Source organism: Streptomyces kryoterrae (assembly GCF_054072135.1).
On record NZ_CM133358.1, the window covers coordinates 3,171,869 to 3,184,911 of the forward strand.

The 13,043-nt window shown below is 69.4% G+C and carries 11 protein-coding genes; all 11 read right to left on the minus strand.

Features of this window, described 5'->3' with window-relative positions; genetic code table 11:
* Positions 1 to 257: 257 nt before the first annotated feature.
* The gene (locus ACW4TU_RS13265) at positions 258 to 695 is read right to left on the minus strand and encodes a Cg1360 family ATP-synthase-associated protein (protein ID WP_457427827.1); all 438 of its coding nucleotides are present in this window, start codon (positions 693 to 695) and stop codon (positions 258 to 260) included.
* A 310-nt stretch (positions 696 to 1,005) separates the two neighbouring features.
* On the minus strand, positions 1,006 to 2,355 hold the full coding sequence (locus tag ACW4TU_RS13270; protein ID WP_457427829.1) for an MraY family glycosyltransferase: 1,350 nt from the start codon (positions 2,353 to 2,355) through the stop codon (positions 1,006 to 1,008).
* A 126-nt stretch (positions 2,356 to 2,481) separates the two neighbouring features.
* On the minus strand, positions 2,482 to 3,735 hold the full coding sequence (locus tag ACW4TU_RS13275) for a serine hydroxymethyltransferase (RefSeq protein WP_457427831.1): 1,254 nt from the start codon (positions 3,733 to 3,735) through the stop codon (positions 2,482 to 2,484).
* Between the two features lie 81 nt (positions 3,736 to 3,816).
* Positions 3,817 to 4,497 (minus strand): arsenate reductase/protein-tyrosine-phosphatase family protein, encoded by a 681-nt coding sequence (locus tag ACW4TU_RS13280; protein ID WP_457427833.1) that lies wholly within the window; start codon positions 4,495 to 4,497, stop codon positions 3,817 to 3,819.
* Entirely contained in the window at positions 4,494 to 5,141 is a 648-nt protein-coding gene (locus tag ACW4TU_RS13285; RefSeq protein WP_457427835.1) for an L-threonylcarbamoyladenylate synthase, read from the minus strand. Before ACW4TU_RS13285 ends, ACW4TU_RS13280 begins: the two co-directional genes overlap by 4 nt.
* Positions 5,142 to 5,194: 53 nt before the next feature.
* A complete protein-coding gene (prmC, locus tag ACW4TU_RS13290; RefSeq protein WP_457430074.1) occupies positions 5,195 to 6,034 on the minus strand; it encodes a peptide chain release factor N(5)-glutamine methyltransferase in 840 nt (279 codons plus the stop codon).
* Positions 6,035 to 6,121: 87 nt separating this feature from the next.
* Entirely contained in the window at positions 6,122 to 7,198 is a 1,077-nt protein-coding gene (prfA, locus tag ACW4TU_RS13295) for a peptide chain release factor 1 (protein ID WP_457427837.1), read from the minus strand.
* Positions 7,199 to 7,300: 102 nt separating this feature from the next.
* Complete coding sequence (rpmE, locus tag ACW4TU_RS13300) at positions 7,301 to 7,525, minus strand: 50S ribosomal protein L31 (RefSeq protein ID WP_019060712.1); 225 nt, start codon at positions 7,523 to 7,525, stop codon at positions 7,301 to 7,303.
* 154 nt (positions 7,526 to 7,679) lie between these two features.
* On the minus strand, positions 7,680 to 8,786 hold the full coding sequence (locus tag ACW4TU_RS13305; RefSeq protein ID WP_457427840.1) for an LCP family protein: 1,107 nt from the start codon (positions 8,784 to 8,786) through the stop codon (positions 7,680 to 7,682).
* A 216-nt stretch (positions 8,787 to 9,002) separates the two neighbouring features.
* Entirely contained in the window at positions 9,003 to 10,763 is a 1,761-nt protein-coding gene (locus tag ACW4TU_RS13310) for a trypsin-like serine protease (RefSeq protein WP_457427842.1), read from the minus strand.
* 192 nt (positions 10,764 to 10,955) lie between these two features.
* Complete coding sequence (rho, locus tag ACW4TU_RS13315; RefSeq protein WP_457427844.1) at positions 10,956 to 13,040, minus strand: transcription termination factor Rho; 2,085 nt, start codon at positions 13,038 to 13,040, stop codon at positions 10,956 to 10,958.
* Between the last annotated feature and the right edge of the window lie 3 nt (positions 13,041 to 13,043).

Sequence of the window (13,043 nt, forward strand, 5' to 3'; positions counted from 1 at the left end):
TCAAAGGCGAGCTGGGTCTGGTCAGCACTCACCACGGGCTCCTTCGGCGTGACGCATGGGTACGGCAACCTCGTTGTGTCGGCGCGGCACGCAGCCGCGGGTCGGCACTGGACTGGTGAAACGGATGTGGGGGCGGCTTTGGGGCATCAAGCCTCGCGATTGAGCAGGCGTCAGCTCAGATGCCCGCGCCCGCGATGCCGCAGTTGGCACCGGACGATAGCAGGAGAACCCGACTGCCTTTATCCCGGCCCTACCCCTCACGACGTCGACCCGGACTTCTCGGACTTGTCAGTCGTCGCCGAGTCCGGATCGATGTAGAAGAGCTTGGCCGTCATGTGTGCACGAGCCTGCGCCGCCATCCACGCGACGGTCGACACGACCAGGGCGACCGCGAAGGCCTTCGGATTGAAGGCGTCGGTGTCCTGGAACAGACCCACGAAGATCAGCAACAGCAGCAGTTGGGCGACATAGAGCATCAACCCCATGGCCTGGAACAGGTGCGGGAGCGTTTTTGCCGTCCACTGCAAGACGTACAACCCGACGCCCATGAAGAGGATCGCGAGAACCGTGCCGACCGCGGCGCCGAGCGCACCCTTGCCGCCGGCGACCCCGGCGCTGACGGCGATGACAATCGCGCCGACAGCCGCTGTGGGGACAGCGGTGTGCAACAGGTTCCGGGCGTCATTGGACGGCATGGCGGCAACTCCGCTTTCGCAGGGGGCGTGGGGTGTCGTCATGGACGAGCGTAGTCCTGGACGGAGAGTGGATTCCTCACACCAATGGACCGTCGCACTACGGTCCTTCGGCTCTGTCCTGGGTTCTCGTGAACCGTATCACAAACTATTTGATGAGGTCTTTACCTGAATGGTGTGCTCGGTGTCACACATGAGAGTGAACCCGCCCACCTGTGCAGAATCCGCGCCGACTTGTCTGGTATTGGGGTGCTTTACCCCGTCCACGCTCTCTCTGTTTCAAGCAAAGCGTTAGTCAGATTCTTACCTTGCCTCAGCGCGACGACCCGGCTTTACGTCGGTCCAGAAGCCGCGCACGGGGACCGATCGCCGTCGCCCCGTTGACTCCCGAGACACCGGCCCGCACCGGCGCACGGTGCTCCGGGGTGGCCTCCTCCTCGGCCAGGGCCGGCACCGAGGCGGCGGGCGCCGTCGCCCCGGCCTCTTCCGTCGTGCGGCTGCGCCGGTAGCGCGGCGGCACGAACCGCTCGGCCCAGCGCGGGGTGCGCGGCGTGAAGCGCGGCAGCAGCAGGAGGACGAGTCCGATCGCGCTCAGTGCCACCACACTGAGGACGATCCACATGGACGCGTTGTTGACCGAGTAGGACAGGGCGCCGAAGCCGATCAGCGCCGACCAGAAGTACATGATCAGAACGGCCCTGCTGTGCGAGTGCCCGACCTCCAGCAGCCGGTGGTGCAGATGCCCCCGGTCGGCAGCGAACGGCGACTGTCCGCGCCAGGTGCGCCGCACGATGGCCAGCACCAGGTCGGCGGCCGGGATCGCGATGATGGTGAGCGGCATCAGCAGCGGGATGTAGACCGGCACCATCTGGTGGACGGTGTTGCGCTCGGACCCGGAGAACAGGTTCATCGCGTCGGGGTCGATCTGCCCGGTGATGGAGATCGCGCCCGCGGCCAGCACCAGGCCGATGAGCATCGACCCGGAGTCACCCATGAAGATCCGGGCGGGATGCATGTTGTGCGGCAGGAAGCCGAGGCACATGCCCATCAGGATCACCGAGAACAGGGTGGCCGGAGCGGCGGCCTCGATGCCGTAGGAGACCCAGACCCGGTAGGCGTAGAGGAAGAACGCCGCCGAGGCGATGCACACCATGCCGGCCGCGAGACCGTCCAGGCCGTCGACGAAGTTGACCGCGTTGATGGTGATGACGACCAGCGCCACCGTCAGCAGGGTGCCCTGCCACTGGGTCAGCGCGACGTTGCCCACGGACGGGATCGGCAGCCACAGGATCGTCAGACCCTGCATGACCATGACGCCGGCGGCGATCATCTGGCCGCCCAGCTTGATCAGGGCGTCGATCTCGAACTTGTCGTCCAGGACGCCGATCAGCCAGATGAGCGCGGCACCGGAGAGCAGCGCCCGCGGCTCGTTCGAGTTCTTGAAGACCTCGTGGAGGTTGGTGAGGTGGTCGGCGACCAGCAGTCCGGCGCACAGCCCGAAGAACATCGCGATCCCGCCGAGCCGCGGAGTGGGTTCCCGGTGCACGTCACGGGCCCTGATCTCCGGCATCGCTCCGGCCACGATCGCGAACTTCCGTACCGGCCCGGTCAGCAGATACGTCACCGCGGCCGTGATGCAGAGCGTCAGCAGGTATTCACGCACAGGCTTCCCCACAGGTCTCGCTGGCCATCCAGGCCCCACACCCTAGCGAGGGACGCATAGGGATAGGGACTTCCGGGTAGCGAAGATGGTTGCACGCGCGCCTGTGCACACGTTGACGCCTACCCCTCATCGCCCGGGATACGGCGGAAATCTACCGGCCAGCTCCCGCACTTCTTCACGCGCCCCACCGCTCTCGACGGCCCCACGCAGCACACCGGCCAGCAGCACCGCGATCCGCGCCATCTCGGCCTCCCCCATCCCCTGGGTGGTCAGCGCCGCCGTCCCGAGCCGCAGCCCGCGCGCCTCCCCGTGGGGCAGCGGACAGCAGTCCAGAACCACTCCGGCGGCGGAAAGCAGGCCTCGTGCGCTGCGTCCGTCCACTCCCAGGGGCGCCGGATCAACCGTGATGAGGTGCGTGTCGGTGCCGCCCGTGGTGACGACGAACCCCTCGGCGGCCAGCCCCGCCGCCAGCACCCGCGCGTTGGCGACCACCTGATGGGCGTACGCCGTGAAGGCCGGGGTCGCCGCCTCGCCGAAGGCGACGGCCTTGGCGGCGATCGTGTGCATCTGCGCGCCCCCCTGCGTGAACGGGAAAACCGCCCGGTCGACCCGTTCTGCCAGCTCGGCGCCGCACAGCAGCAGCCCGCCGCGCGGTCCGCGCAGCACCTTGTGGGTGGTCGCGCAGACGATGTCGGCGTACGGCACGGGACTGGGCGCCGCTCCCCCGGCGACGAGCCCGATGGGGTGGGCGGCGTCCGCGATGAGGTAGGCGCCCACCTCGTCGGCGATCTCGCGGAAGGCGGCGTAGTCGATGTGCCGGGGGTAGGCGATGGACCCGCAGACGACGGCCTTGGGGCGATGCGCACGGGCAAGGGCGTGCACCTGCTCGTAGTCGATGAGGCCGCTCTCCGGGTCCAGCCCGTAGGGGACGAAGTCGAACCAGCGCCCGGAGAAGTTGGCGGGCGACCCGTGGGTGAGATGGCCGCCGTAGGGGAGCCCGAGGGCGAGGACGGTGTCGCCAGGGCGCAGGAGGGCGGCGTAGGCGGCCAAAACGGCCGAAGACCCGGAGTGGGACTGGACGTTGGCGTGTTCGGCGCCGAACAGCGCCCTGGCCCGCTCCACGGCGACGCGTTCGGCGACGTCGACGATCTCGCAGCCGCCGTGGTGCCGGGCGCCGGGATATCCCTCGGCGTACTTGTTGGCGAGCGGCGAGCCGAGCGCGGCCAGCACGGCGGGCGAGGAGAAGTTCTCGGCGGCGATCAGCTGGAGCGTCGTCGCCTGCCGTTCGGCCTCCCCGAGCAGCACCTCGGCGAGCTCGGGGTCCTGCCGGCGCAGCACATCGACAGCGAGATCGCCCTCAGGGGCATGCGTGACCGACATGGTGGACTCCGGGCGTCGACGGTGACGTACGTCCAATGTAGGCCTGGGAGAGCGGGTGCGCCCGGTACACCCGCGCAACACCTACGTACGTGCGGCGACTCCCGTCAGCGCGGTCACCACCGGGTCCAGCGCCTGCTGTATCTCGTCCCCGATGGACCGGAAGAACGTCAGGGGCGCCCCGTACGGGTCGTACACCTCGTCCGCCTCCGCGGTGGGCGCGAGGAGCCACCCGCGTAGAGCCGCCGCGGCGCGGACCAGGGCGCGCGCCCGTTCGATCATGCCGTCGTCCAGCGGGGGCAGGGTCGCCGGGTCTATCGCCTTCACCAGGCGCGTGAACTCCTTCAGCGTGAAGGTGCGCAGGCCCGCCGAGTGGCCCATGGAGATGACCTGCGCGCGGTGGTCCCGCGTGGCCGTCAGCACCAGGTCCGCCCGGATCACGTGCTCGTCGAGCAGCTCGCGCCCGGTGAACCCGGAGGGGTCGGCGCCGAACTCCGCGAGGACCGCCTCCGCGTTGGCCTCCATGGGCGCGCCCTCGTGGCCCCACGTACCGGCGCTCTCCACGATCAGGCCGCCCCACAGCGGGTCGCCGAGCCGGTCCGCCAGGGCATGCCGCGTCAGCCGCTCGGTGATCGGTGAGCGGCAGACGTTGCCGGTGCTGACATAGAGGATGCGGAAGGCGTCCCGCGAGGCCCCGTTCCACTGCTGAGCCCCCGTGACCCCCGTACGCATGCCTATGCCACGCCCCGCGTCAGGGGCTGTCAATTCGCCACCTCGAGGTCGGGGACCACCTTGCGCAGCTCTTCGGCCGACAGCGCGCCCGCACGCAGCAGGACCGGCACCTTGCCCGTGACGTCGACGATCGACGACGGGACGATTCCGGGCGTGGGGCCGCCGTCCAGGTAGACGGAGACGGAGTCGCCGAGCATCTCCTGGGCGGCGTCACAGTCCTCGGGGGACGGGTGGCCCGTCAGGTTGGCGGAGGAGACCGCCATCGGGCCGACCTCGGTCAGCAGCTCGATCGCCACCGGGTGCAGCGGCATGCGTACGGCGACCGTGCCCCCCGTGTCCCCCAGGTCCCACTGGAGGGACGGCTGGTGCTTGGCGACCAGGGTGAGCGCGCCCGGCCAGAAGGCGTCGACGAGTTCCCAGGCCATCTCGGAGAAGTCCGTGACGAGGCCGTGCAGGGTGTTCGGGGAACCGATCAGGACGGGCGTGGGCATGCCACGGCCGCGGCCCTTGGCCTCCAGCAGGTCGTTGACGGCCTCGGCGGAGAACGCGTCGGCGCCGATGCCGTAGACCGTGTCGGTCGGGAGGACCACCAGCTCGCCGCGGCGGACGGCGGACGCGGCCTCGCGCAGACCGGTCGTGCGGTCGGTCGCGTCGTTGGTGTCGTATCGCCGAGCCATTTAGCGGGCCTCCTCGTACACGTACTGCTGGGGGTAGAAAGTGTGGGTGCTGCTCACGGCGTGGCCTTGCGGGCGGTCGCGAAGCGCGGGCGGTTGTTGAGGTCCGGGTGGTCGGCCGCGTCGGCCCAGCCCCGTTCCTCGGTGAAGATCCACGGCACCTGGCCGCCCTGGGTGTCCGCGTGCTCGACGACGACGACGCCGCCGGGGCGCAGCAGACGGTGGGCGGTGCGTTCCAGGCCCCGGATGAGGTCGAGGCCGTCCTCGCCCGAGAACAGGGCGAGTTCGGGGTCGTGGTCCCGGGCCTCGGGGGCGACGTACTCCCACTCCGTGAGCGGGATGTACGGCGGGTTGGAGATGACCAGGTCGACCTGGCCGTCGAGGTCCTGGAAGGCGTCCAGGGCGTTGCCCTGCCGCAGGTCGACCCTGGACCCCTCCATGTTCTTGCGGGTCCACGCCAGGGCGTCCTCGGACAGCTCCACGGCGTGCACCCGGGAACGCGGGACCTCCTGGGCGAGGGCGAGCGCGATGGCGCCGGAGCCGGTGCACAGGTCGACGATCAGCGGCTCGACGACGTCCATCGCGCGGACCGCGTCTATGGCCCAGCCGACGACCGACTCGGTCTCGGGACGGGGTACGAACACGCCCGGCCCGACCTGGAGTTCCAGGTAGCGGAAGAAGGCGCGTCCGGTGATGTGCTGGAGCGGCTCGCGGGCCTCGCGGCGGGCGATGACCTCCCAGTAGCGGGCGTCGAAGTCCACGTCCTTGACGGTGTGCAGCGTGCCACGCTTCACACCGTGCACGAACGCGGCGAGCTCCTCCGCGTCGTTGCGCGGCGAGGGCACGCCCGCGTCGGCCAGCCGCTGGGTGGCCTGGGCCACCTCCGCGAGCAGCAAGCTGCGGGAGCTCGGGGGCCGTCCCCCAATGTTCTGCTGCACGCTGGTCCTCCGGTACTCGTCACTCGTACGGGGCTCGTACGGGGCTTACGCTGCCGCGAGCTTCGCTGCGGAGTCGGCGTCGACACAGGCCTGGATGACGGCGTCGAGGTCGCCGTCCAGCACCTGGTCGAGGTTGTACGACTTGAAGCCGACGCGGTGGTCCGAGAGGCGATTCTCCGGGAAGTTGTACGTACGGATCTTCTCGGAGCGGTCGACGGTGCGGACCTGGCTGCGGCGGGCGTCGGCGGCCTCCCTCTCCGCTTCCTCCACGGCTGCGGCGAGGAGCCTGGAGCGCAGGATACGCATCGCCTGCTCCTTGTTCTGCAACTGGCTCTTCTCGTTCTGGCAGGAGGCGACGACTCCGGTGGGAACGTGCGTGATGCGCACCGCGGAGTCGGTCGTGTTGACGGACTGGCCGCCGGGACCGGAGGAGCGGTACACGTCGATGCGCAGGTCGTTCGGGTTGATCTCCACGTCGACCTCCTCCGCCTCGGGGGTGACCAGGACACCGGCCGCGGAGGTGTGGATCCGGCCCTGTGACTCGGTCGCGGGCACGCGCTGTACGCGGTGCACCCCGCCCTCGTACTTCAGGCGGGCCCAGACGCCCTGGCCGGGCTCGGTGGCACCCTGGCCGCCCTTGGTCTTCACGGCGACCTGGACGTCCTTGTAGCCGCCCAGCTCGGACTCGGTGGCGTCGATGATCTCGGTCTTCCAGCCGACGCGCTCGGCGTAGCGGAGATACATCCGCAGGAGGTCCCCGGCGAACAGGGCGGACTCGTCGCCGCCGGCGCCGGCCTTGACCTCCAGGATGACGTCCTTGTCGTCGTTGGGGTCACGCGGAACGAGCAGCAGGCGCAGCTTCTCGGTGAGCTCCTCGCGCTGCTTCTCCAGTTCCTTGACCTCGGCGGCGAAGTCGGGGTCGTCGAGGGCGAACTCCTTCGCCGTGCCGATGTCGTCCCCGGTCTGCTTCCAGGAGCGGTAGGTCGTGACGATCGGGGTCAGCTCGGCGTAGCGCTTGTTCAGCTTGCGCGCGTTGGCCTGGTCGGCGTGGACCGACGGGTCGGCGACCTTCTTCTCCAGGTCGGCGTGCTCGATGAGCAGGTCCTCGACGGCCTCGAACATGGGGGCTCCTGAAAACGTGTGGTGCGTGGGGACGGCGGGCGACCAAAAACGCCGGTCCAGGTACGCCCCGGAGGGCGACCGTGGACCGGCGCTGGTGCCTCGCTACTTCGTGGAGCCGGCAGCGGCCTTGCCGAAGCGGGCCTCGAAGCGGGCCACGCGGCCACCGGTGTCGAGGATCTTCTGCTTGCCCGTGTAGAACGGGTGGCACTCGGAGCAGACCTCGGCGCGGATGTTGCCGCTCGTGATCGTGCTGCGGGTGGTGAACGACGCGCCACAGGTGCAGCTGACCTGCGTCTCGACGTACTCGGGGTGGATTTCGCGCTTCAAGGGGTTCTCCTAGTTTCGGGAGGGCTCCGGGTCGCCTCCGCGGGATGCGGGTGCGTGAACCGGGACCGACGTACCAGTCTGCCAGGACTGGGCGCATCCCCCAAAACCGGGGGCGGGGGTCGGATATTCCCCGCGGGGGCCGCGCCCCCTGTTTCTAGCTGACCACGCCTGCCGCGTCGCCCTTTGCCGTGCCCTTTGTCGCGGCTGCCGGGATGGGCCGGTCGGCCTTCAGGGCGTTCCAGACCAGCCGGGCCTTGGCCTTGTCGACTATGACCCTGTTGGGGTTCGCCGGGTCGTACTCCACCGGCATTGTGATCATGGTCATGTGGGCCGAGCCGATGCTCTTGAGGCCCGTCGCGAAAGAGGTCAGCGAGCGGACGGAACCCAGGTCGGAGTCGGTCGTGACGGCCTTGGTCGCGGTGTCCGCCAGGTCGAAGAGCCTCTTGGGGTTCGACAGGACGCCCACGTCCTTGATCTGGTCGACGAGCGCCTTGATGAACGCCTGCTGGAGCTGGATGCGGCCCAGGTCGGAGCCGTCACCGACGCCGTGGCGGGTGCGGACCAGGCCGAGGGCCTGCGCGCCGTCGAGGCGGTGCGTGCCGGCCTTCAGGTTCAGGTGGCTGTCGGAGTCCTTGATGTCCTTCGTCGTGGTCACCCGGACGCCGCCCAGCTCGTCGACGAGCTTCTGGAAGCCGGTGAAGTCGACCTCGACGTAGTGGTCCATTCGGATGCCGGTGAGCGACTCGACGGTCTTCACCGCGCAGGCGGCGCCCCCCGTGGAGTACGCGCTGTTGAACATCACGCCGGAGGCCGCGTCGTGCGTGACGCCCTTGGCGTCGGTGCACCGGGGGCGGTCGACGAGGGTGTCCCGGGGTATGGAGACCACACCGGCCTTCTTGTGGCCCTCGTACACGTGGACGATCATCGCGGTGTCCGAGCGGGCACTGCCGTCGTCCGCGCCGCCGCCGAGCTTCTTGTTGGCGCCGGAGCGGGTGTCGGAGCCCAGGACGAGGATGTCCTCGGAGCCGTTGTCGACGTTGGTGGGGCGGTCGGTGCCCAGGACCTGGTTGATGTCGACGCTCTTGATGTTGCCGTTGAGCTTGAAGTACACGTATCCGAGGCCGGTGCCGCCGAGCACGACGATGGCGGCGGCGACCCAGGCGGTGACGAGCAGCGCCCTGGAGTGCCTGCCGCCGGGCTTGCGGCGGCTGAGCCACCTCGCCGGCTTCGCTGGATCGTGTGGATTGCTCTCGGCGGACATGTGCTTCCTTCGGTCTCGTCCGGTCGGTTACCCCCTGCTTTCAGGGCCAGTCCTGTTTCCGTCGTCACCCGGTCGGTCGGATGGTCAGACGGCCATTACGGAAAAAGGGTTGCACAACGAGCTGTGCCCTTCGCGTGGCGCGAAGGGCACAGTGCGTGACCGAACGGACGGGATGTTCCTCGCGAATCGCCCAGAAGACCCCGTTCACCTGCGGATTCAGCTGATGATGTCCCACTGCTTGTAGTCGGTGCCGACGGATTTCGGTGTGCCGAAGATCTCGCTCGTGCCCTTGCCGGTACCCGGGTAGAGGTACATCGTCCCGGCGGGCGTACGGGCCAGGAAGTCGGCCTTTCCGTCGCCGGTCACGTCGCCGGGGGTGACCAGGGTGTTGTAGCCGCCCCAGGTGCGCACCTTGACCCGGGCCGCGAAGGCCTGGGAGCCGGCCTTGCCGTTGCCCTTGAGGAGGTAGCCGACCGAGCCGGTCTTGGTGCGGGCCAGCAGGTCGGCCTTGCCGTCGCCGTTGAAGTCGCCGTGGCCGACGATCGAGTTGTACTGGTTCCAGCCGGTGGAGACCTTCGACGGCGTCCCGAAGGTGCCGTTGCCGTTGCCCGGGTAGATCCACAGGGCGCCCGCGGAGTCGACCGAGAGGACGTCGGGCTTGTAGTCGCCGGTGACGTCGCCCGGGGTGATGATCCGGGTGCGGGTCTTCCAGTTGGCGAAGATCGTCTTCGTGGCCCAGCTTCCGGCGCTGCCGTCGGCGTTGGGCACGTAGTGCATCCAGTAGACGGCGCCCGAGCCGCTGTCGCGGACCACCAGGTCCTGGTAGTCGTCCCGGTTCAGGTCGGTCTGCAGGACGACGTTGACGCCGTCCCAGTTGCCCCAGGCCTCGCTCGCACCGAAGCTGGTGCCCTTGGAGTCCTTCTCGTAGCCGACCTTGGTGGAGGCGCGGCGCAGCCACAGGTCGGCGAGGTGGTCGCCACTGAGGTTCGCGTCCTCGACCCGCGGATACACGGCGCCGACGTAAGAGGTGACCTTCGAGAAGACGCTGTAGGCGCCCTTCTCGACGCAGTCCGTCACACCCCACGAGACGACGCCGACGACCTTGCCCGCGACCACGAGCGGGCCGCCGGAGTCGCCGTTGCAGGCGGTGGTGGTACCGGTGTCGCTGCCGGTGGCGGGATTGCCCGCGCAGACCATGTGGCCCTTGACGAAGTCGCTGCCGTACTTGCCGTCGCAGGTGGCGTCGGACTGGATGGGCAGCGTGGCCGTCTTCAGGGTCGCGGAGATGTCCTGCGTGGTGGAGCTGGTGCGCCCCCAGCCGTAGACCTTGGCGTTGGTGAGCGCCTTGTAGGAGGCGGTGTCACCGGCCGTCGTCATCCGGATCGGCGGTGCCGTGACGGGATACGCGAGCGTCAGGACGGCGATGTCGTTGTCGAACGTCACCGAGCTGTACGACGGGTTGTTCCACTGGCGCCAGACGCCCGAGACGGTCCCGTCCGTGTTCCCGTCGGCGTCCGGAAGCGTCGCGGTACCGGTGACGACGGCGCCGTTGGCGTTCCAGTTGTAGCCCTTGACGCAGTGCGCGGCGGTGAGGACCTTCGTCGGGGCGATGACCGAGCCGCCGCAGAAGAAGCTGATGTCGTCGTCCGTCGTGTCCGTGCCCCTGGTGTCGTCGTACCAGAGCTGGGCCATGTACGGGGCCGCCGAGAGGGTGGTCGTCGAACCACCGATGATCTTCGCGTCCTTGGTGCCGCCGACGCCGCCGGCGGTGAACGTCGTCTTCTTGGCAGCCAGGACGTCGTCACCGGTGGCCGCGCCCGCTACACGCTTCTCCAGCTCCGCGGTGCTGTGCGCGCTGCGGCTCAGGTCGGCGGTGGGCTTCGGCAGGGCGGTGGCGGCACTCGCGGACGACATCATCAGCGCACCGGTGACCGCGGCGGCGAGGCCGGCGGCGATCGCGGGCACCACGATCCGCACACGTCGTCTGTGGCGGCCTTCTCCGGACTGGGATATACCCACTCAAGTCCCCCCTAGGGATCGTCAGTTCGGGCACACCACGAGAATCGGCCCGAAGAGCGCGATCGTACACCTGTCCCAAACACGACAAAGGGCCACCCCCATAACAGGGGATGGCCCTTTGTGGACTGCTTGCCGGCCTTTTGCCGACCGTCAGTCGTTGTTGTTGCCGCCCGGCGTCGTCTTCTGGATCTGGAGCAGGAACTCGGCGTTCGACTTCGTCTGCTTCATTTTGTCGAGGAGCAGCTCGATCGCCTGCTGCTGGTCGAGCGCGTGCAGCACCCGGCGCAGCTTCCAGGTGACGGCGAGCTCGTCGCTGCCGAGCAGGATCTCTTCCTTACGGGTACCGGACGCGTCCACGTCCACCGCCGGGAAGATGCGCTTGTCGGCGAGCTTCCGGTCGAGCTTGAGCTCGGCGTTGCCGGTGCCCTTGAACTCCTCGAAGATGACCTCGTCCATGCGGGACCCGGTGTCCACCAGCGCGGTGGCGAGGATGGTCAGCGAGCCGCCGTCCTCGATGTTGCGGGCCGCACCGAAGAAGCGCTTCGGCGGGTACAGGGCGGTCGAGTCGACACCACCGGACAGGATGCGGCCGGAGGCCGGGGCGGCGAGGTTGTACGCACGGCCCAGACGCGTGATCGAGTCGAGCAGTACGACGACGTCGTGGCCCAGCTCCACCAGGCGCTTGGCACGCTCGATGGCGAGCTCGGCGACCGTGGTGTGGTCCTCGGCCGGGCGGTCGAAGGTCGAGGAGATGACCTCGCCCTTCACCGACCGCTGCATGTCGGTGACCTCTTCCGGACGCTCGTCGACCAGGACGACCATCAGGTGGCACTCGGGGTTGTTGATGGTGATCGCGTTGGCGATCGCCTGCAGGATCATGGTCTTGCCGGTCTTCGGCGGGGCCACGATCAGACCGCGCTGGCCCTTACCGATCGGCGCGACGAGGTCGATGATGCGGGTGGTGAGGATGCCCGGGTCCGTCTCCAGGCGGAGGCGGTCCTGCGGGTACAGCGGCGTCAGCTTGTTGAACTCCGGGCGGCCACGGCCTGATTCGGCGGCCATGCCGTTCGCGGAGTCGAGGCGGACCAGCGCGTTGAACTTCTCGCGGCGCTCCCCGTCCTTCGGCTGACGGACCGCACCGGTGACGTGGTCGCCCTTGCGGAGGCCGTTCTTGCGGACCTGGGCGAGGGAGACGTACACGTCGTTGGGGCCCGGCAGGTAGCCCGACGTACGGATGAAGGCGTAGTTGTCGAGGATGTCCAGGATGCCCGCGACGGGGATCAGGACGTCGTCGTCGGCGACCTGCGGCTCGTTCGGGCCGAACTCCTCGCGCCCACGACGGCCCCGGCGGTCGCGGTAGCGTCCGCGACGGCCACGGCGTCCGCCGTCGAAGTCGTCGTCATCCTGCGGCCCGTTGTCACGTGGACCGATGTCGCGCGCACCGGTGTCCCGCTGCTGGCGGTCCTGACGGTCCTGGCGCTCGGGACGGTCCTGGCGCTCTGCACGCTCCTGGCGGTCCTGACGACCGCCCGCCTGCTGCTGACCCTGCTGGGTCCCGCGCTGCTGGGCGGCACCCTGCTGCTCGTCGCTCTTGTTGCCCCGGCGGTCGCGGTCCCGGCCGCGGTCGCCGCGGTCCCGGCGGTCACGGCGGCCCTGGCGGCCGTCAGCGTCGACGTCACCGGCCTGCGCGGCCTGCGTTTCGGTCTTCGGCTCGCTCTTCGCCTCGGCGACGATCGTCTCGGGGCTGCCGGCCTCGGCGGTGGCGCGGCGCCTGCGGCGCTCGGCCGGGGCGTCTTCGCTGGCGGGCTGGCCGGGGATCTCGATCTGCTGCTGGGCCACGGCCTTCTCGGCGGGCGCCTCGACGACCTGCACGGCCGCCTTCGTCTCGTCGGCGGCGGGCGCGGCGTCCTCGCCCGTACGGGCCTTGGAGGTGGCGCGGCGCCTGGGCTTGGTCTCGGCGGCGTCCCCGGCGGGAGCAGCGGCGGCCTTGGGGGTCCCGCCCCCGGCCTGCGCCTCCTTGATGACCTCGATCAGCTGGCTCTTGCGCATCCGCGCGGTGCCCTTGATACCGAGGCCGGATGCGACCTGCTGCAGCTCGGCCAGCACCATGCCGTCGAGGCCGGTACCGCGGCGCCGCCGGGAGCCGGCACCCGTGGCAGGCGCGGAGGCGTCCGTGGAGGGCGCCGCAGCGGTCTCCTCGACACGTGCGCCCATCAGATCGGTGGTGTCGCTCACGAA

Bases quoted from the DNA above. Each gene is read 5' to 3' on its own strand.
- ACW4TU_RS13265 (WP_457427827.1), bottom strand. From the start codon at position 695: ATGCCGTCCAATGACGCCCGGAACCTGTTGCACACCGCTGTCCCCACA.
- ACW4TU_RS13275 (WP_457427831.1), bottom strand. From the start codon at position 3,735: ATGTCGGTCACGCATGCCCCTGAGGGCGATCTCGCTGTCGATGTGCTG.
- ACW4TU_RS13285 (WP_457427835.1), bottom strand. From the start codon at position 5,141: ATGGCTCGGCGATACGACACCAACGACGCGACCGACCGCACGACCGGT.
- prfA (WP_457427837.1), bottom strand. From the start codon at position 7,198: ATGTTCGAGGCCGTCGAGGACCTGCTCATCGAGCACGCCGACCTGGAG.
- ACW4TU_RS13305 (WP_457427840.1), bottom strand. From the start codon at position 8,786: ATGTCCGCCGAGAGCAATCCACACGATCCAGCGAAGCCGGCGAGGTGG.